The sequence below is a fragment of the Peribacillus frigoritolerans genome (genome assembly GCF_004358755.1).
Classification (GTDB): domain Bacteria; phylum Bacillota; class Bacilli; order Bacillales; family Bacillaceae; genus Bacillus_P.
In genome coordinates, this window is sequence record NZ_SMZY01000001.1 from 792,884 (window position 1) to 811,743 (window position 18,860).

An 18,860-nucleotide genomic window follows, 5' to 3' on the forward strand; every position below is an offset into this window, starting at 1 on the left:
GGTATGTTTAAATCGAAATGGTTTTACATTTGTTTAATTGTCCTTTCTGGGATAGTGATTGTTCTCTCTGTCTTGCCCGTCATAATGAGTCCTGCAGGTGAAGCGGGAACTGAAAGCCCTGCTGGTATCCCTCCTATGGCTAAGATGCCTGCAGGAGGACTCCCTCCTGTGCCTGAAACCACTGAAAGGGTCGAGGTTCAGCAATTTATGGAAGAAGTACAGAAGAATGGGGGATTAACTCCAGAGCTTGAAAAACAGGCAAAAGAAATGGGAATACCAGATCAAATGCTTGAAATGGCGGGAACTGCTGCACCTCCCAAAGGGTTGAACATTGTGCTTTCAGGCGCTATGATTATGGGTACTATTGTCATTGGATTCAGCTCATTCCGACTTTATAAACTGAAAAAGCACAGATAGAATAGGAAAAAAACAGGTACTTTACAGGCGGTGGAAGAATGGCAACCATATTGGTTACTGAGGACGATGCAAATATAAGGCGGCTCATAAGAGATCACCTTGTTAATACAGGGTATCGTGTACTGGAATCATCTGACGGTGAAGATGCACTGAAAGTCATGGAAAGCCACCATATTGATCTATTAATTACGGATGTCATGATGCCAGCTATGGACGGTTTAGAGCTGACAAGTGATTTGAGGAAATCCGGATTTGAATTTCCCATTTTGATGATTACTGCACTTGAAACATTTGAAGATAAGAAAAACGGATTCTCCTCAGGCGGTGATGACTATATGGTCAAACCGGTCGATATGGAAGAAATGCTTTTAAGGATTGCAGCTCTTTTGCGGAGAGCAAAAATTTCCGCTTCGAAAATTCTTGAAATAGGAAGCACTGTATTGAACCAGGAACAGATGACGATCACGTCTGGTGAAATGGTTATTGAATTGCCATCCAAAGAATTTCAGCTTCTTCACAAGTTGTTGTCAAATCCCAGAAAAATATTTACCCGGCAGCAGCTAATGGATGAAATATGGGGATATGATGTTCAAAGCAGTGAACGGACTGTCGATGTCCATATTAAACGTCTCCGTGAAAAACTTTCGGCCATAAAAGACTTTGAAATCGTTACTGTGTGGGGATTAGGGTATAAAGCAGAGAAAAGAGGCAATGTGTGAAAGGTTTGATGTCCTCCATTTATGTCAGGTTTGTCCTTATTTTCATCAGCATTCTCATAGTATCAGCCCTGCTGTCATTGGGCGCCGTAACGGCTTTTCAGCTGGAAGATTTAAAGGGAATGGTCAAAGAACAGCTGGAAGACAAATTGACTGCTATTGATTCACTCGTCAGTGAAAAGAAAATTCCTCTTCAGGAAGCTATCCAGTATTTCAATGGGCAGGACCTTACAATTAAGGTGTTTAAGAACCGGGAAGAGTTGTCAAAGGCCGGACAATTTTCTGCTTTCAAGAGTGAGCTTGGGCAGCTGCAGCAGGGGATGATTGTAACAAAAGAATTAAAAAGCCGGCATCCTCTGCCCGTTTCTGCTGCTTTTCTCGAAGGACAGTATGTCATTATATTTCCTGACATACACAATAATCAGATTGTCAGGTTTCAAAAAACAGCACAAACGGTGCTCCTTACTGCAATTATTATGGGATCACTACTGATACTGCTCTCGGTTTCTATGGTGGTTAAGCCCATTAAAGCTATTTCTAAAGCTTCAGTAGAAGTTGCAAAAGGGAATTTTAATATACACATCCATCAAAAGGGGAAAGATGAAATCAGCGACCTTGTTAAGAACTTCAATATTATGGTGCAGGAACTAAAATCAAATGAATATCTTCACAAAGAGTTTGTATCCTCTGTCTCCCATGAATTCAAAACCCCGCTTTCCTCTATTCATGGATTCGGGAAATTGCTGAAAAAGAAGGACTTATCAATAAAAGAGAGGGAAGAGTATACAGACATCATTATTGAAGAGAGCGAACGGCTGTCAAACCTGTCCTCCAATCTGCTGAGGCTCTCCAAGCTTGATCATCAGGCAGTTGCTCATAGAAGGGACACTTTTGAGCTTGATGAACAGATCCGCAGAGTCATTTTACTGCTGCAGGATCTGTGGGAAAATAAGAAAATTCAGTTGCGTGTGGAGCTTGAAAAGGTATCATTTACAGGAGATGAAGAACTCCTGCAGCAAATTTGGCTAAATCTCATGGTAAATGCCTTAAAATTCACTCCTGAAAAAGGGACGATTAAACTTATGCTGGAAACTGGGGATGACCGGGTTTATTTCTCCATAACCGACAACGGAATCGGGATTTCAGAAAGAGACCAGGAAAGAATCTTTGAACGATTTTTTAAAGCGGAAAAATCACGCACAATGCCGGGCACAGGCCTTGGATTATCCATTGTCAAAAAAATCATCGAAATTCATGGCGGGAAAATTTCGGTGGTAAGCGAACCTGGCAAGGGGAGTGTTTTCTGCGTAGAACTGCCTGTCGAAAAAAAGTGATTAAATTAAAATAAGGAACTCTTTCTTTTCTTGGAGTTCCTTGTCGTTCTTTAATGATTACCTTACCGTTTCATTCAGCTTCTTGACCACATTATTGTCACTCACAATGGAAACTATATAAGCTTGAGAGAAAAAAGTTAACGATGCCCTTATTGTTTTCGGTTATAGGCCACATGAAGGTTTGCACTTGGTATTTTCATTTAAATTAGATTTATGAAGAGAAATTCTGCAAATAGAAAGCCCCCTTTATTTCATATACACATCTATGAATCCAGGATTGACGAAGCACATGAACGGGTTTTAGCTTCAGATGTGAAGTATCGATTTGTGATCGATACTAGTACAATGTGAGTTGCGTCAATCATATGTTTTCCTATTAAAAAGGTGTCCCAAAAGCTTAGCTTATGGGACATTTTTTTTTTGTGCTTTATTAAAACATTGAAATATAACAAAAATAGTTACCTTTAAATTATAGGGTTAGTTATATGGGTACCAAAGAATACTAGAGATTTTTCGCCGATTTTTTCTTCACAAATTTCAGACTTTTGGATGAAAAAAATCTCAACTTATGAAGGATTTCTTAATTCCATAAATAACATAAAATAATAGATAACAATTTTTGTATTTTTCCTTACTAAGCTGTTCTTTGAACTCTATTTTCCGGGAGAGTGATACTAATGACAGAATTCATTTATGCAGGTTCATTAACGGAACTTGAAGAAGAAGGTGCGAAGGTAATAAAAGGTGGCAGTCATGCAATTGCAGTATTTGTTCACGAAAAACAAGTTTATGCGGTGGATAACCGTTGCCCGCATATGGGCTTTCCCCTCCATACAGGAAGTTTATGTGATGGGATTTTAACATGTCACTGGCACCATGCTCGATTTGATATAAAAAGCGGCGGAACCTTGGATCCATGGGCAGATGATGTCCCTACTTATCCTGTCGAGATAAAGGAAGATGAGGTTTGGGTACACCCTGTTCCTTATAATAAAGTAACAATCGAAAAATTAAGGCAGCGATTACGTGAAGGTCTTGAGCAAAATTTAAGTCTTGTCATCGCTAAATCGGTTGTCGGTTTGCTGGAAGCTGGTTTTCCAAGGACTGAGATTGTAAAGATTGGCATCGCTTTTGGAACGATACATCATCAAAGCGGCTGGGGCTCTGGATTGACAATTTTAACTGCAATGACAAACGTATTGCCAAAATTAGATAAAACCGGTCAGATTTTAGCATTGTTCCAAGGTCTCGTTCATGTTGCACGCGAAAGTTCTGGAAGGGGAACACGCTTTTTACTTGGTTCCCTTCCTGTCACAGATAAAATGAATGCCCAATCTTTCGAACAATTATCAGAATGGTATCGCCATTGTGCAGAGGTTCGTGATTCGCAGGGCGCAGAAAGAGTTCTGTTGACTGCGATTGAATTGGGCTTCTCCAACGAGCAGCTTGCTGACATGATGATGACAGCCATCACTGATCATTTTTATATAAATACAGGGCATACGCTCGATTTTCATAATAAAGCATTCGAGATTCTTGATCAAATTGGTTATGAGCACCGGCCATTTGTATTATCATCATTGCTGCCTGGTCTCGGCAATGTATCCCGAAGCGAAGAATCTCATAGCTGGCAATCACCCGTGAACTTGGTCAAACCATTAATGGAGGCATTCAAGGAGTTACCTGATATTCTAGCTAATGCATTATTAATAGAGGAAACTGTAGTGGATGATGCAGCATTGGTTGAACAAATTTTATCAGATGATGCTTTAAAAACGGTAAATATGATGGTGAATGCCCTTAAAAGTGGAGTTTCCCCTGTCCGATTGGCCCAGCTAGTAGCATTGGCTGCTGCGGAACGAATTTCCCGGTTCCACGTACAAAATGATTTTAGAGATTGGATTACCGTACTTCATACTTTTACTCACGCCCATGCAGTACATGAATCATTACGTCGCTCGACCACACCTGAATTAACCCGGGCAGTATTCCATGGAGCAATGAGTGTCTATCAAGATCGTTTTCTCAATTTACCATCTGCACGAAGACCGGAGCCGAAAGATGCAGAAGCTGAGCAGTATAATCCTAATGATTTATTGGATTTAATGAATCAACAACAACAGGTTGCAGAATCAGCACGATGGGTAGTAAATTACCTTGCACACGGAGGGAATAAAAGTGAACTCTTCAATACACTCGGACACGCATTACTAAGAGAGGATGCAGAGTTTCACACGTTTCAAATGTTTGAAGCGGCTATAGTTGAGCATGCACATTGGGAAAAGGAGGAGTCGAAGCTTGCTGGTTATGCACAGGAAACGTTAATTATAGCAGTAACACGTTATCTGGCAGGCCATGCCCCAACTGCCAGAGAAATGCCGCATACAGCAAGGATTGCCATGCGCCTTCACAGAGGAGAAAAATTATTTGAAGATGCATGATTTTGAATAATGTAAAAGGGGAAGTAAAATCTCGCTTGGTCCATTTCAAGCGAGATTTTCTTTTAAATATTTATTTTCCTCTTATATTATCTACTTCTATTTATCAGAAAAACACTTAGTTGTGACCAACTATTGGATGTGGTACATATGGTTCTTCAAGAAACGCAATTTCTTCAGGGGTAAGCTTCACTGATAAAGCACCTGCAGCATCTTCAAGATGAGATATTTTTGTAGCACCAATTATAGGAGCTGTGACTGTTTCCTTCTGCAGTAACCATGCAAGTGCGATGTGTGTACGAGGGATACCATGTTTTTCTGCGATGGATGATACTCGCTCAACAACTAATTGATCAGCAGCCGAAGTCGCATCGTATTTTGATTTTTGAATTTGATCTGTCTTAGAACGATGCGTTGTTACTGACCAATCACGCGTTAATCTCCCTGATGCAAGAGGGCTGTATGGGGTTACACCAATTTTCTCTTCCTTGCAAAGAGGCAGCATTTCTCTTTCCTCTTCACGGTAAATTAGGTTTAAGTGATTCTGCATGGACACAAACTTAGTCCAGCCGTTTTTTTCTGCTACATGTAATGCCTTTTGGAACTGCCAAGCGTACATGGCAGAAGCACCAATATATCTGGCTTTTCCAGTCTTCACCACGTCATGCAATGCTTCCATTGTTTCTTCGATAGGGGTATTGTAATCCCAGCGATGGATGATATAAAGATCTACATAATCAGTTTCCAATCTCTTAAGACTTTTATCGATTTCACTCATAATTGCTTTTCTAGAAAGACCAGAACCATTTGGACCTTTATGCATTTGGCCGTGTACTTTAGTTGCAATTACAACTTCATCACGATTACAATAATCTTTCAAAGCTCGTCCAAGATATTCCTCGCTTGTACCAAGTGAGTACACATTTGCTGTATCAAAGAAATTAATCCCTAATGCCAGAGCTTTTTTAATGACGTGGCGAGAGTCTTCTTCGTTAAGTACCCATTGGTGAAGCCATTTGTTTGCGTCCCCAAAACCCATACATCCAAGACAAAGTCGAGATACGTCCAATCCAGTATTACCAAGTTTCACATACTCCATTTCGTTGTTCCTCTCTTTTTGTATATTTGCCACGTTTTTCGTGACCTATTTACAATTAATTATGACATAAATAATAAAGAAACCCATATCCAATTACTATCAAGTTTCTGCCTAATTCTCTAATGCCTTCTTACTCACTAGAAATTTTAAAGGTAGCTTATTAAATTGTAAGTTATTCGAGAAGAGGGGGTTTTATGGCAGAAGGAGTTTGTATCTTATTTGTAGAAGTAAATAATTTTACAGCGGATGAGTTTGAGGTATATCTCTGAAGGACATAATCTTTATTTTAGAAGGTAATAACAGGGAAGTTATTGCATGAATATATAGCACATAATTATAACCTGTAAATTCGTGCCCGAACGGTAGAAGTTTTGGCTTAGATAAATGATTCGGTTGATTATGACAGGAGTTTACTATTTTGATAAGGGAATCAGCTGACAGATAAATTTCAGAGGAGTGTTCATTTGTGACAATTAGTAGTATGAATCCTAAGGTTGATGAATTTTTAAGTAAAGCTAAAAAGTGGAAGGAAGAATTTGAGAAATTAAGAATGATCATTCTTGACTGTCAGCTGACTGAAGAATTGAAGTGGGGTGTTCCTTGTTATACGTTTGAGAAAAAAAACATAGTTTTAATTCATGGATTTAAAGAATATTGTGCGCTTCTGTTTCACAAAGGTTCCTTGATGAAGGATTCCCAGGGGATTCTCATCCAACAAACGGAGAATGTACAGGCGGCTCGTCAGATTCGGTTCACCAATGTTCAAGAAATAGCTGAAATGGAAACCACCTTGAAAGCCTATATTGAAGAAGCCATCGAAGTTGAGAAAGCCGGTTTGGTTGTGGATTTTAAAAAGAATACAGAACTCATTATTCCTGAAGAATTTCAAACTAAAATTGATGAAAACCCTGCCTTGAAAACGGCTTTTGAAGCATTGACGCCGGGACGTCAAAGAGCCTACATTCTTTATTTTTCTCAAGCGAAACAATCCAAAACCCGAGAATCAAGGGTTGAAAAATGTATGCAGCAAATTCTTGATGGAAAGGGATTAAATGATTAGTATATTCGGGTGAAAAATGAAAAGAAACCTAGGTAATCTAAACATCTACCTAGGTTTTCTATCTTTATATTCCTAATGCTTTTTTCGTAACAGGCCCAACGATACCGTCTGCAGACAGGTTTTTGGATTTTTGGAAAGAACGAACTGCTTTTTCTGTGTTAGGACCAAATACTCCGTCTACACCTTTAGTGCTGTAGCCTTTTGCAGTAAGTGCACTTTGCAGTGTTTTTACTCCGGTTCCGCGGCTGCCTATTTTTAAAGTGCCGCTGACTGTTCCAGCGGATGGTGCAGTCGATGGCTTTGTACCATATAATGCTTTTCTTGTTGCTGGACCGACAATACCATCTGCTGTTAAGCGGCGGGATTTTTGGAACTGTCGTACTGCCTGATCTGTATTATTTCCGAACGCTCCATCAATACCTTTGGTGGAGAAGCCAAGAGAAGTAAGTTTGCGCTGCAGCTCTTCTACTGCAGGACCTCGGCTCCCTTTTTTCAGAATCGAGCCATTATTTATTGCAGGAACAGAGGGTGAACCAGGAGTCGTTTTATATCCGTACGAGGCAGCAATAGAATCAAATGACTTACCTGAAGAAGTAATGATTACTGGTGTGTTTGTCGGCACTTGGCTGAACAGCCATTCTACTTCATTGTCGTACATTCGAACACAGCCGCTGCTGACATATCCGCCAATTGAGTCCGGATTGTTATTGCCATGAATGGCATACGTCGTACCCCATGTTCCCCTCGCATTTAATCCCAGCCAGCGGTTTCCAAGGGGATTACGCGGATCACCGCCTGGAATGTTGTCCTTATAGTAAGGTCTGTTCACAATCTTATTCACAATCTTGAATTTTCCTTCTGGTGTAAGTGATTGACTTCTTCCCGTGCCCACCTTAAACACTTTTTTCAGCTGACTGTTTTCATAATAGGCCAGCTGATTATTGCTCTTATTGATGATGATGAATTTGCTTCCTGCTGCAGATGCAGAACTCAATTCCATACTGAACATCATAAGAAAAGATAACAAAAAAAGAATAAACACTTTTTTTATCACAGTAACCATCTCCCTTTTTCACTCTGTTTTCACTCTATATAACGAAGTGTATTTCAAAATTGTTCCATAAATTAACAATATTTTGAAAATAAATATACAAATAAAAGAATGAGTTAATTTCATGATTTTGAACGAAATGGTTTTGAGCGAACAGGAAGGAATGTTGAATTAGGGTTGTGTTTAATTAGGGTTCGGAGGGAAGAGATATGGACTTAGAAGTAGTACAGGAATTCTTAAGCCGAACTTGTAAGTAGAGGTTTATCTGATAATTTCATCGACAGTTATTCAGCTGATTTTATTAAGCAACTTGGCATTGGAAGTTTCACTTTCCATTCAATACATTTTTCTTACGCTATTGGGAGCGCTAATTCATTATTAAGTGGCAGTGTGTAGTTTTTTTGCACTCCAAAAAGCACCCATAAACGGGTGCCTTTGATGACTTTATTCAGCTTTTTTGTAAAGGTTGTTGCATCTAGTTTATTTAACAGGCAATCTCCCAATATATTCAGACTCCGGCCTGAAAATCGTATTATTTTCAACTTGTTCCAGAACATGAGCCGTCCATCCGACAACTCTGCTTGCTGTAAACGTCGGGGTGAACAGCTCAGATTCCATTTGAATGGATTTCATGATGGCTGCAGCGTAGAATTCAACATTTGTGTACAGCGATCTTCCCGGCTTTAGCTCTTGCAGCAAGTTAACAGCCGTTGTTTCCACTTTCATGGATAGATCAAGCCATGCATCTTTTCCTGCATTTTCGAGTAAAACGGTTTTCAAAGCCACAGCTCTTGGGTCATGCGTTTTGTAAACGCGGTGGCCAAAACCCATTAATCGTTCGCCGCGATTTAGTTTTTCCCTAATCAGTTTTTCAATATCGGCGCTTTTGGCCGCTTCATCTAAAAACGCAATCACTTCAGAAGGGGCTCCTCCATGAAGCGGTCCTTTCATCGTGCCAATAGCAGAGGTCACAGCGGAGTAAATGTCAGACTCGGTCGAAACGGTGACTCTTGCTGAGAAAGTTGAAGCATTCATTCCATGCTCCATTGTTAAAATCATGTAGGTTTCCAGAGCCTTGCACTGAGACTCCGAAGGCCTTTTTCCATTAAGCATATAAAGATAATTTTCAACATGATCAAGCTCTGCGGAAGGGCGGACAAATGCTCTGCCTTCTAAATGACTTTTTCTATATGCGATGATTGTCGGCATCATCGCCGTTAAACGAATCGCATCTGAATAAGACGGCTTTTCTTTATTTGCTGGACCGGCTGCTGAAACCGCTGTTCTCAAAACGCTCATAAAATCCATCTCTGCTGGAAGACTGATCAGCAGATTTTCTATATAATCAGGAAGCCCGCGCTGTTTCTTCAGTTCATTTTTCAGCTGAATGAGCTGGTGCTGGTCAGGCCATTCACCATGCCACAGTAAATATGAAACTTCTTCAAATGAATGGTTTTTCGTCAAATCCCCTGCATCAATTCCCCTGTATATCAGTTGGCCATTTACTCCATCGATATGGCTGATGGCTGTTTCAGCAGCCGCAACACCCTTTAATCCTTTGATCACCATAAAAATCTCTCCTTCCCTTTGTACGTTCTATTTTATAAAATAATAAGTATTAAGAAAATTAAATATATATAAACGGATTGATTAAGTATTTTAATAAGGAGGGAGTCTATGGAATTCACTTGGCTTCAAACGTTTGTCACGGCTGCAGAATGCGAAAATTTCAGAAGAACAGCGGAGATTCTCTATATATCCCAGCCTTCTGTTTCAGTTCATATCAAACTCCTGGAAAAAGAACTTGGAGTTCGATTATTTGAGCGAGATGGCCGTAAGATTAGACTGACAGAAGAGGGAAGGGTTTATTTGAAGCATGCAAAGGAGCTTCTGGCTGTGTATCAAAACGGTTTAGTCAATCTGCAGTCCTTTCAGCAGGGCTTTACATCGCAGTTTACTCTAGCCATTTCCCCGCTGATTGCGGATACCATTCTTCCTTATGTGCTGAAAAAATACTGCAATCAGTATCCTCAGGTAGAAATTTCCGTTAAAATTATAGAATCAAGTGAAATTGAAGAGGCTGTGAGGAATGATAAGGTGGATCTGGGTTTGTCCTGTTTGGGAAGCACTCATCCGGATATCAATTGTCAGCTTCTGTACAAAGACAAGGTTTTACTTGTCGCCCCTCACGATGGAATGGATTCTGAAAGAGCGCTGCCCATGGATGAAGAAGAGGTGTTAACATCAAATTACCTTCTTACACATAATCATCCTGTGTACTGGGACTCCCTATGCAGAGCAGTAAAAGCGAATTATCCAGGCATTCGGATGATGGAGGTTTCCCAGATTCATATTACAAAACGGTTTATTGTGGAAGGACTAGGCGTTTCGTTCCTTCCTGCTTCAACAGTAAGAAGAGAAATGCTAGAAGGAAGGCTCCTGGAGCTCGATTGTCCATCTATTCCGTTGCCGGAGGCTCATACATATGCCATCATGAAATACACACATAAAAAGCAAAAAGAATTTTTAGCATTTCTTTCTCAGTTCAGAATTTAGCAGGAGGTCATTTTTATGAAAAAAACGATTGTTTTTACAGGCGGCGGCTCAGCAGGGCATGTCACGCCTAATATTGCGATTATTGATGAACTCGATCAAAACGTTTGGGACGTCCAGTATATTGGTTCGAAAAATGGAATCGAAAAGGAACTGATTGAGAAAATCTCGATTCCCTATCATGGCATTTCAAGCGGAAAGCTGAGAAGATATCTCGATTTTGAAAACGTTAAAGACGGTTTTCGTGTATTAAAAGGCTGCTTAGATGCCAGAAGAGTACTCAGAAAATTGAAACCTGCTTTGGTTTTTTCAAAAGGCGGATTTGTCTCCGTACCGGTCATCATTGCAGCAAAATCACTGAAAATTCCTGTTCTGATCCATGAAAGCGATATGACCCCGGGACTTGCCAATAAAATCGCGCAGCGTTTCGCTACTAAAATTTTTACTTCGTTTGAAGAAACGCTGAACTATTTTCCAAAAGATAAGACTGCTGCCATCGGTTCACCGATTCGCAGGGGAATCTTAAAGGGATCTCCGTATAAAGGAATTGAGCTGCTTGGGTTTGACCGCAGGCGCCCGGTTTTAACAGTGATGGGCGGAAGCCTCGGCGCAAAAAAAATTAATGAAACAATTAGAGCGGCATTGCCGCAGCTGAAAGACTATCAGATCATTCACTTATGCGGAAAAGGAAACGTCGATGAGAACTATGCGAATCAGAAGGACTACAAACAATACGAATATGTTCATGATGAGCTCCCTCATTTTTTGGCCGCAACAGACTTTGTGATTACAAGAGGCGGATCGAATTCTATTTTCGAATTCCTTGCCCTAAGAATCCCAATGCTCATCATCCCTCTGACGAAAAATCAAAGCCGGGGAGATCAGATATTAAACGGAAAATCGTTCCAGGAAAAAGGATATGCGATGATGCTTGAGGAAGAGCATTTATCTGCAGAAACGCTGGTGAAACATCTGGCTGATTTAAAGAGCAAAAGAGATGATATGAAGCAGAAAATGACCTCGCTTGACCGAAAAGATGCAATTGGCATCCTGATTGAGGAGATAAACGGCAGATAAGAATAAGGTGAAAATGAGGGAGCTATTGATGCTCCCTTATTAAAATTTATTAGTAAAGGTCACAATATCATAGCTCATTTGAATGGATAAATGAATGCAAGAACATGTGTCATGATTAATAAAGATTATTCCGGTTTGGCAGCGGCCCAGCCGTTTTTTTATGAAAAATATCAATCTGTCAAACTTTTCATACAGGAGTATCGTCTAAATCTATGAAAGGGAGGGGCAAAAGTGGAAGAATGGGCTGCACAAGCATTGGAAATTGAAGATAAAGACGGACTGATTGATGAAATTATGATTCGCTACGGACAGGAGATCCTGCAGCTTGTCTACTCTTACGTCAGAAATAAAGAGACTGCGGAGGATTTAACGCAGGATATATTTGTAAAGTGCTATAAATCTCTCCATACATACAGCGGAAAATCAAAGCTGAGAACCTGGCTTTGGCGTATTGCCATCAATCAATGCAAAGATTTTCTGAAAAGCTGGCATTACAAGAATGTCGAGACGGCTGGCGGCGAACTGGAACCAAACAGTTCTGCAAAGGGATCGATTGAACAGATGGTCATTCAAAAAGAAGAAGATACTAAGCTGATATCTGTCATCATGATGATGCCTGTAAAATATCGTGAAGTGATTTACCTCTATTATTATGAAGATTTGCCAATCAAAGAAATCGCACTTGTTATTGGGGTAAGTGAGAATACCGTAAAGACTAGATTAAGACGGGCTAAAGTTCTGCTTAAAGAGAGATTGGAGGAGAAATAAATGGAAGATCGTCTGAAAAGGTTAAAAAAATTGATGGATCAATCAGCATTTGCTGAATTAACGTTCACAGAGAAGCACCGGAATGAAGTAAGGGAAAAAATAGAGAAGCAAAAAGAAAAAGATGAAGACATTTTGCTTGCAGTTCTTCACCTGCTTGTCTATGAAAAGACAGGCCATGAATTGACGGCATTTTTGAGAAGCAGGGGAGTACGAAGGTTTGAAGGAAATGAAGGTGCTCTATATACTCTGCTGCATCAGCTGGAACAAAAAGGATGGATCGGATCTGCGTGGAATGATTCAGGTTCAAAGCACTATCAGCTTAAAAACAAGGGGAAAAAACTCTTGCAGAAAGCAGAAGCAAAAGAGGGAAATGTATTGCTTGTTTTAAAGGAAATGTTAGAGGGGTGATCGAAAGTGAAACAAACGAAAAGATCATTTTTGGAAGAGGTAACATCTCAAATCAAATCTAAAGAAGCAAAACATTTTGTGCAAGCTGAACTTAATGATCACATCGAAAAATCAAAAATGGAATGGATCAAAAAAGGGCTGTCAGTCGAGAAAGCAGAAGAAAAAGCCGTTCATCATATGGGAAGCTCGGTATCACTCGGTCAGCAGATGAATAAACTGCATCGTCCTAGAGTTGACTGGCTGCTTGTTATCTTATTGGCAGTATGTTTAGGATTGGGATTTTTGCCTTTATTTTCAGGGGAATTCGTAAACGTTCAAAATAAAGTGTTTATGGTTTTAATAGGGGCTGCAGCGGCGTTTGCGCTTATGCTGGTTGATTACCGGAAGCTTGAGAAACGCGGATGGATGTTTTATGCTGCGGGGGTCATTATCCTTCTGATGATTCATTCTTTTCCAAATAGTACAATAAACGGGAACTTTGCTTTAACTGTTGGTGCTCTTTCTCTGGAAAGCCTGACGGCGCTGCCTTTCTTTTTTCTCGCTTGGGCAACATTTTTTAATCATGAGAATTTTAAAATTTGGCATTGTGGACTATTATTTCTTTTTCCAGTTTACTTATTTTTCACTTTACCCAGTATTTCATCTGCCTATCTATACTCGGTTATGGTATTTGCGATGCTGGGATATAGTAAATTCAGTCTGCGGACGATTCTTAAAATTTATGGTGCTGCAGCAGTTGGTCTCACTTTCACGATGTTCTTATCATTTAGATATCAATCTGGATACTTAAAAGAGAGAATGTTTGCTTTCTTGAATCCAGAAACGTATTCCGATTCATCAGGTTTTATGATTCTCCATTTACGGAAGTTTCTATCTGAAGCGGGATGGTTCGGCAGCCCTTCAATTGAACGATCCATGCCGGATGCTGCCACTAATTTTGTATTTGCCGCCTTAACCTCTCAATTTGGCTGGCTTTTCTCAGGATTCCTTGTAATCGTGCTCTCGCTCTTTGCAGTAAGAATAGCTGCAGTCATTCCGACTATTAAAGGTTCTTATGGAAGACTCCTGCTGATCGGAGCGGTTTCTCTTTATTCCATTCAAGTATTTTCAAATATTGGGATGGTACTCGGATTTTTCCCGATGACAGCTATGAATCTGCCTTTTATCAGCTACGGTTTAATGCCGGTTTTGTTGAATGCTGTATTAATTGGAATCGTTTTAAGTGTTTATCGGAGAAAGGATTTGGTATCCGGTTAACTGATAATCTAATGCATCTATGTTCTAAATGATTTGTCTGGATTTATGAGGAAAATGATTAAAGTTGAATAAGTGTGAAAAGAATTTGAGAAACGATGCTAACGGGTTTCTTATTGTGGTGCAAAATCTGTAATTAGGAATTGAAATTGCAGAACAATCGTTAATCGATTGTTCTATTTTAGCACATTGATATAACTGAATTTTATCGAATTAGCATAAGAATTAACATACAAATTAGCAAGGTTCTTTAATAAGTCTAATGGATATTATATATTGAATTTCAAGTGCTATTTATTGTGATGTTTTATGAAGGAATTTAAATCCATATTTGAACGATTATGACAAAGTGGAAAAAACAGTTATTCAGCAATCGGGCAGTTTAACGGAGTAAGCGGATTCCGAAGTTCTTCTACAAAAGGACCAGATTGTGGAGCAACTTCTTTAAAGAAAATTGGATTTCTAAGCTGAATTTTAAAGGAAATTGTGAAATTATGTACTTAAAGTAACGAGGCAGGTTAGTGTAAGAGGAAAAGCCGATATAGAAAACAATGAAACTTTTGTTTTATATAAGCGTATTAGTGTGTACGGAGTGAAGAGGGGAACGGCATTAGGGTTTGTCATTGGCATTATTGAAAGAAATTGAGAAATAAGGGGGAAATTATATATGTCACCATTTTTGTTAGGAGTAATACTAGGTGCCTTTTTAGTTATAGGGGTTCAACAAATTATTTACACTTTAATATGGGTATATACAGGGGAAAATATGGGGATGTTGCGAAACATTAGAACCGCTATAAAGAATCTTAGGCATAAGGAAAAAGAGTAAAGTGGAGAAAATTATTAAGAAATACGAGAATAATTCTTGTGGTAGTTGCAATGTGCAGCTACATTTTTTGTTATGCTAACGGGCAGGTTAGTTCAACCATTGTGAAGTATTGCACTTAAACTATCGGGGGCTTATCTGGAAAAAGGTAAGTCTTCTTTTAATGAAATAGTTATTGTTATTCTTACTAACATTTTGAAATAATTGGTATTAATATCAGACAAGTGTTTATGTTAGTCATTTAAAGAGGGAGGAAAATTTGGCCGGATTAAATTTTAAGGCTCCGGGCCAGATTGTTGAAGATGTAGTTTAGCACTAGTAGTGGGGAACCGTACCATAAATAACGGCGAAATGAATCACTCCTTTTACATTGTTATGGTACAATTGTATGCAATAAGACTTATAACGAAATTTAGTTATTGATATATCCTGCCAATGACTAACAGTGCTTTAATAAGGAGTTGGTCAAATGAATAGTAATAAAAGCACAGAAATAAAACGCTCATCAAAAGCAGAAAACATTCTATCTCAGATCAATAGTAAAACTAAGCTAGGCGACTTGCGAAAAATCGCGAAGGACATTAAAAAAGATCACGAATTAGCTATGGAACTTTGGTCAACCGGAGAGTTTTTGCCCAGACTATTGGCAATCTTAATTATGGACAAAAAACTTCTTTCACAAGATGTACTAAATAAGCTTGATAAGGATATGCAGACTCACACATTTAATGAGCGAAATAACTTAATGGATTGGTTAATGGCTAATCAGCTCACTAAAGACAAGAAGAACATTGCATTGATGGAGTCATGGGGTAATAGTCCTTCTGCTCTTCAAAGGCGAGCTTTCTGGTATTTTCAAGGCCGATTGAGATGGACCGGACAAACACCGCCTGATAACACCACAGACTTACTATCTGTAATTGAAGCTACTATTACGCAGGAAGAGCCGGAAGTTCAATGGGCTATGAATTTCACCGCAGGCTGGATAGGCGTTTATGATGAAAAGTATCGAGCACGTTGTATTAAACTTGGTGAGAAAACGGGTCTTTACAAAGATGAAATGGTATCAAAAGGATGTACTCCCAATTATTTGCCGGAGTTCATTACGATTGAAGTTAACAAACGAATTAATCATTAGTTACAACTGAAAAATTTTGCCGCTGCTGGCTGGTCACACGGTATTCCTGAAATTAAGCAGCAGATGAAATTAGAACCGAAAAATAACTTTGAAACAGTAAAAGAATTCAATCGTTTAGTATTGAGTAACTAACAAAGAGCATTTATTCAAGTAACGGGGGCGTTAATCCAGAAAGGGATTGACGCTTATTTTATTGAATTCTAAATATGAAGAAATTTTCAGAGAGATATGGAGGCAGTTCTTTGAGATTTAGACATATGGCAGTAGCATTTCTGATTAATGAAATGGGCCAAATCTTATTCTTGCAAAAAGATGATAATAGTTCATTTCTTGCAGGCCACTTGTTTCCTATTGGTGGGCATATCGAAGAAAATGAAATGAATAATCCTATTGTGGCCTGCTATAGAGAAGTAAAAGAAGAAACGGGATTGAATAGATCAGACATAATTAATTTATAACTTAGATACGTTGTTACGAGGATGAAAGACGTACAGGAAATAAGAATTCAATATGTATTTTTTGGTGACGTAAACCGTGCAACAAATTTAATTGAAAGTGAAGAGGGCTCATTATCCTTGATTGACAATGATGATATCTTAAATCAAAATGTCTCTGCAACAACTAAAGAAATAGTTATGCACTATAGACTCTTTAAAGGTAGATCCACTGAGAAAGTATTTGTTGGAGCAATGAAATCTAATAGAGGTGAACCTCAAATTAGTTGGTCATTACTTGAAGACTGGGAAGAAGCAGAGCAAGGATAGGTCTAAATATTAGGGTAATTGATTATTCCATTATTGGTGGCGTTAATTCAAGAAGGATAAACGCATTTTTTAATGAATTTATTAAAAGATGTAGCAGGTTCGTGGAAGAAGGTAATGAAAGACCACAACGGTAAGAACGGTTTGAGTATAAAGGATTTGGCACTTTTTTATCACTAATAAAGTAGTCCATTAAAAAATCTCAGACTGGCAAATAGTCTGAGATTTTTAGTGATGGCTTCTTGCAGCATTGAATCCATTAGTATTGCTTCTAATTACTTTGCGGACCGTGAGTCAAGAAAACTGTCTCTTTGGTTTTTCGCCTTCTATATACGCTTAGAATCAGTCCTGCGGATATCATCTCCAGCAATAAATGTGAACCTCCATAACTCATGAATGGCACGGAAACACCAGTGAGTGGAGATAAACCGAGATTCGTCAGTAGGCTTAGTATAAACTGAGCTGAAAAGACTGCTGCCAATCCTGTAATAAGCAATTTTCCATAAGGTGAATTCACACTTTTGGCGGTAATCGATATTCTATAAATAAAAAATATAACCAGGGTTATAGCCGTGATTGCGGCTAGCCACCCAAACGAATAGATGATGTACGCCAAGATAAAATCTGTATGGACCTCAGAAATGAAACTTGGGGTCACCTGAAGGGCACTTCCTATAAAATAAGCCTCACCTATTTTAAGATCTGTATAGGAGCTTACCATGGAGTATATCTGAGAAAGAGACAGCAATTTCCAGATGGGCCATATAGAAGCAACAACTGCGAATGTTATTGTTTGCTTAAGGCTGGACCTTGACGTAAACATGATTGCATCGCATACAATGATGCTAATAATAGTAGCTGCGAAGGCTCCTGTAGTCGCCATTAATATGATTGGTATTGACATCATACCTATTCCAAACCAAGACTTTCGATTATCATTCCAATCCCAGGAATGAAAGATTCCAGCAAAGGCAATGACCAAAAGGAATGGAGTTATTTCGGTGAAATTAATAGTGGCAAAGCCTACATTTAAAAATGGCACATCATCAACTCTAACTCCAATGAGAACGGTCAATAAAAGGATGAGGATTGTTGCCGCATAGAAGTGCTTGGAGTATTTCATCAATCTTCTGTAATCAAACATAAATATGCTTAGCATGAGCACGACACCCAACAAGTAGAAGCCAAGACTTTTATTGAAAACTTTCAGTTCTTGAAGCTCTGTAAAAGCCGAATGGAATTGCAAATAATACATAACCAGTAGCCCAAATAGAGAAGCTGTCAGCACTGGCAGCAAGGTTTTCACATCCATTGGGGCTTTGTGTGTTTTGTTAAGCTGCTTTCCCAAAACTCCTGCATCTCCCATACGTGCTAATGCTTGATCTATAGCCTCTTCTTCTGAAAGTCCTGTACTCATGGCCTCCTCTTTGAGCGTATGAAGGTGATCATTAATTTCCAGTTTTATATGGGCATGTACATCCTTATTTTTTATCCGTTTACACAAATCTCTAATATACATTTCAAACTTATTATCTAATCCCATACGATTTTCTCCCCACTTAAAACTTCGTCAACAGCATTCTTGAAAACGGACCACTCTTCTTTTTTTTCTTGAATAAATTCTTTGCCCTGGTTATTAATCTTGTAATATTTCCTCTTTCTCTTTCCGGTCCCTTCGCCCCAGTAAGATACAATTAATTCTTTTTCCTCAAGGCTGTGAAGGATGGGATAGATCGTGCCTTCCTTAAAACTAAAAATTCCATTAGACTTCGATTCCAGTTCTTTGATAATTTCATAGCCGTACATTGGTTTAGAATTAAGCAAACTCAAAATAAGAGTAGCGGTACTACCTTTTAGCAATTCTTTGCTTATCTTCATAAACAGTCCACCTTCCAAATACATAGTAAATCTATGCATAGTTATTATATGTATAATTTATGATATAAATTAATTCCTGTCA

General features: G+C 38.9%; 18 protein-coding genes. 13 read left to right on the forward strand and 5 right to left on the reverse strand.

The genetic code is table 11. The features are described 5' to 3' along the window. The first annotated feature begins 3 nt into the window (after window positions 1-3). The 4 genes from E2R53_RS04220 to E2R53_RS04240 all read left to right on the forward strand — a co-directional run bounded on the left by E2R53_RS04220 (window position 4) and on the right by E2R53_RS04240 (window position 4,908). The gene (locus tag E2R53_RS04220) at window positions 4-417 is read left to right on the forward strand and encodes a hypothetical protein (RefSeq protein WP_133310542.1); all 414 of its coding nucleotides are present in this window, start codon (window positions 4-6) and stop codon (window positions 415-417) included. Window positions 418-455: 38 nt separating this feature from the next. Beyond that, window positions 456-1,136, forward strand: a complete 681-nt coding sequence (locus E2R53_RS04225) for a response regulator transcription factor (protein ID WP_133310543.1) — start codon at window positions 456-458, stop codon at window positions 1,134-1,136. Continuing rightward, window positions 1,133-2,467 (forward strand): sensor histidine kinase, encoded by a 1,335-nt coding sequence (locus tag E2R53_RS04230; RefSeq protein WP_133310544.1) that lies wholly within the window; start codon window positions 1,133-1,135, stop codon window positions 2,465-2,467. Before E2R53_RS04225 ends, E2R53_RS04230 begins: the two co-directional genes overlap by 4 nt. A 677-nt stretch (window positions 2,468-3,144) precedes the next feature. After that, entirely contained in the window at window positions 3,145-4,908 is a 1,764-nt protein-coding gene (locus E2R53_RS04240; protein WP_133310545.1) for a Rieske (2Fe-2S) protein, read from the forward strand. A 115-nt stretch (window positions 4,909-5,023) separates the two neighbouring features. Here the strand turns inward: E2R53_RS04240 and E2R53_RS04245 are convergent, their stop codons facing one another. Beyond that, window positions 5,024-6,004, reverse strand: coding sequence for an aldo/keto reductase (locus E2R53_RS04245; RefSeq protein WP_133310546.1), 981 nt, complete (start codon window positions 6,002-6,004; stop codon window positions 5,024-5,026). 466 nt (window positions 6,005-6,470) lie between these two features. Here E2R53_RS04245 and E2R53_RS04250 point away from each other — a divergent pair, with 466 nt between their 5' ends. Beyond that, a complete protein-coding gene (locus tag E2R53_RS04250) occupies window positions 6,471-7,064 on the forward strand; it encodes a YdeI/OmpD-associated family protein (protein ID WP_133310547.1) in 594 nt (197 codons plus the stop codon). A gap of 64 nt (window positions 7,065-7,128) precedes the next feature. On the opposite strand, the gene E2R53_RS04255 is transcribed toward E2R53_RS04250, so the two are convergent. Further along, window positions 7,129-8,127: a L,D-transpeptidase family protein gene (locus E2R53_RS04255; RefSeq protein WP_165970886.1), complete on the reverse strand. Its 999-nt coding sequence runs from the start codon at window positions 8,125-8,127 to the stop codon at window positions 7,129-7,131. A gap of 468 nt (window positions 8,128-8,595) precedes the next feature. After that, window positions 8,596-9,684 (reverse strand): citrate synthase/methylcitrate synthase, encoded by a 1,089-nt coding sequence (locus E2R53_RS04260; protein WP_133310548.1) that lies wholly within the window; start codon window positions 9,682-9,684, stop codon window positions 8,596-8,598. Between the two features lie 108 nt (window positions 9,685-9,792). On the opposite strand from E2R53_RS04260, the gene E2R53_RS04265 reads away from it, so the two are divergent. The 8 genes from E2R53_RS04265 to E2R53_RS04300 all read left to right on the forward strand — a co-directional run bounded on the left by E2R53_RS04265 (window position 9,793) and on the right by E2R53_RS04300 (window position 16,903). Then, on the forward strand, window positions 9,793-10,671 hold the full coding sequence (locus E2R53_RS04265) for a LysR family transcriptional regulator (protein WP_133310549.1): 879 nt from the start codon (window positions 9,793-9,795) through the stop codon (window positions 10,669-10,671). A gap of 15 nt (window positions 10,672-10,686) precedes the next feature. Then, window positions 10,687-11,745: an undecaprenyldiphospho-muramoylpentapeptide beta-N-acetylglucosaminyltransferase gene (locus E2R53_RS04270; RefSeq protein ID WP_133310550.1), complete on the forward strand. Its 1,059-nt coding sequence runs from the start codon at window positions 10,687-10,689 to the stop codon at window positions 11,743-11,745. A gap of 231 nt (window positions 11,746-11,976) precedes the next feature. After that, window positions 11,977-12,513 carry a sigma-70 family RNA polymerase sigma factor gene (locus E2R53_RS04275; RefSeq protein WP_133310551.1) on the forward strand — a complete coding sequence of 179 codons (537 nt, stop codon included), beginning with the start codon at window positions 11,977-11,979 and terminating at the stop codon, window positions 12,511-12,513. Continuing rightward, complete coding sequence (locus E2R53_RS04280; RefSeq protein ID WP_133310552.1) at window positions 12,514-12,921, forward strand: PadR family transcriptional regulator; 408 nt, start codon at window positions 12,514-12,516, stop codon at window positions 12,919-12,921. Between the two features lie 6 nt (window positions 12,922-12,927). After that, window positions 12,928-14,178, forward strand: a complete 1,251-nt coding sequence (locus tag E2R53_RS04285) for an FtsW/RodA/SpoVE family cell cycle protein (RefSeq protein WP_286166063.1) — start codon at window positions 12,928-12,930, stop codon at window positions 14,176-14,178. Window positions 14,179-15,470: 1,292 nt separating this feature from the next. Beyond that, entirely contained in the window at window positions 15,471-16,139 is a 669-nt protein-coding gene (locus tag E2R53_RS04290; protein WP_133310553.1) for a DNA alkylation repair protein, read from the forward strand. A 242-nt stretch (window positions 16,140-16,381) separates the two neighbouring features. Continuing rightward, window positions 16,382-16,597 carry an NUDIX hydrolase gene (locus tag E2R53_RS04295; RefSeq protein WP_165970887.1) on the forward strand — a complete coding sequence of 72 codons (216 nt, stop codon included), beginning with the start codon at window positions 16,382-16,384 and terminating at the stop codon, window positions 16,595-16,597. A 21-nt stretch (window positions 16,598-16,618) separates the two neighbouring features. Then, a complete protein-coding gene (locus E2R53_RS04300; RefSeq protein ID WP_133310555.1) occupies window positions 16,619-16,903 on the forward strand; it encodes a hypothetical protein in 285 nt (94 codons plus the stop codon). Window positions 16,904-17,171: 268 nt separating this feature from the next. Here the strand turns inward: E2R53_RS04300 and E2R53_RS04305 are convergent, their stop codons facing one another. Together E2R53_RS04305 and E2R53_RS04310 are read right to left on the reverse strand one after the other, a co-directional pair. Then, window positions 17,172-18,443, reverse strand: a complete 1,272-nt coding sequence (locus tag E2R53_RS04305) for an FtsW/RodA/SpoVE family cell cycle protein (RefSeq protein WP_133310556.1) — start codon at window positions 18,441-18,443, stop codon at window positions 17,172-17,174. Then, entirely contained in the window at window positions 18,434-18,778 is a 345-nt protein-coding gene (locus tag E2R53_RS04310) for a PadR family transcriptional regulator (protein WP_133310557.1), read from the reverse strand. The genes E2R53_RS04305 and E2R53_RS04310 overlap by 10 nt, the downstream gene beginning before the upstream one ends. Between the last annotated feature and the right edge of the window lie 82 nt (window positions 18,779-18,860).

Coding starts and splice junctions, on each gene's coding strand:
- E2R53_RS04220 (WP_133310542.1), top strand. CDS start 4: ATGTTTAAATCGAAATGGTTTTACATTTGTTTAATTGTCCTTTCTGGG.
- E2R53_RS04225 (WP_133310543.1), top strand. CDS start 456: ATGGCAACCATATTGGTTACTGAGGACGATGCAAATATAAGGCGGCTC.
- E2R53_RS04240 (WP_133310545.1), top strand. CDS start 3,145: ATGACAGAATTCATTTATGCAGGTTCATTAACGGAACTTGAAGAAGAA.
- E2R53_RS04245 (WP_133310546.1), bottom strand. CDS start 6,004: ATGGAGTATGTGAAACTTGGTAATACTGGATTGGACGTATCTCGACTT.
- E2R53_RS04255 (WP_165970886.1), bottom strand. CDS start 8,127: ATGGTTACTGTGATAAAAAAAGTGTTTATTCTTTTTTTGTTATCTTTT.
- E2R53_RS04260 (WP_133310548.1), bottom strand. CDS start 9,684: ATGGTGATCAAAGGATTAAAGGGTGTTGCGGCTGCTGAAACAGCCATC.
- E2R53_RS04265 (WP_133310549.1), top strand. CDS start 9,793: ATGGAATTCACTTGGCTTCAAACGTTTGTCACGGCTGCAGAATGCGAA.
- E2R53_RS04270 (WP_133310550.1), top strand. CDS start 10,687: ATGAAAAAAACGATTGTTTTTACAGGCGGCGGCTCAGCAGGGCATGTC.
- E2R53_RS04280 (WP_133310552.1), top strand. CDS start 12,514: ATGGAAGATCGTCTGAAAAGGTTAAAAAAATTGATGGATCAATCAGCA.
- E2R53_RS04290 (WP_133310553.1), top strand. CDS start 15,471: ATGAATAGTAATAAAAGCACAGAAATAAAACGCTCATCAAAAGCAGAA.
- E2R53_RS04300 (WP_133310555.1), top strand. CDS start 16,619: ATGAAAGACGTACAGGAAATAAGAATTCAATATGTATTTTTTGGTGAC.
- E2R53_RS04305 (WP_133310556.1), bottom strand. CDS start 18,443: ATGGGATTAGATAATAAGTTTGAAATGTATATTAGAGATTTGTGTAAA.
- E2R53_RS04310 (WP_133310557.1), bottom strand. CDS start 18,778: ATGAAGATAAGCAAAGAATTGCTAAAAGGTAGTACCGCTACTCTTATT.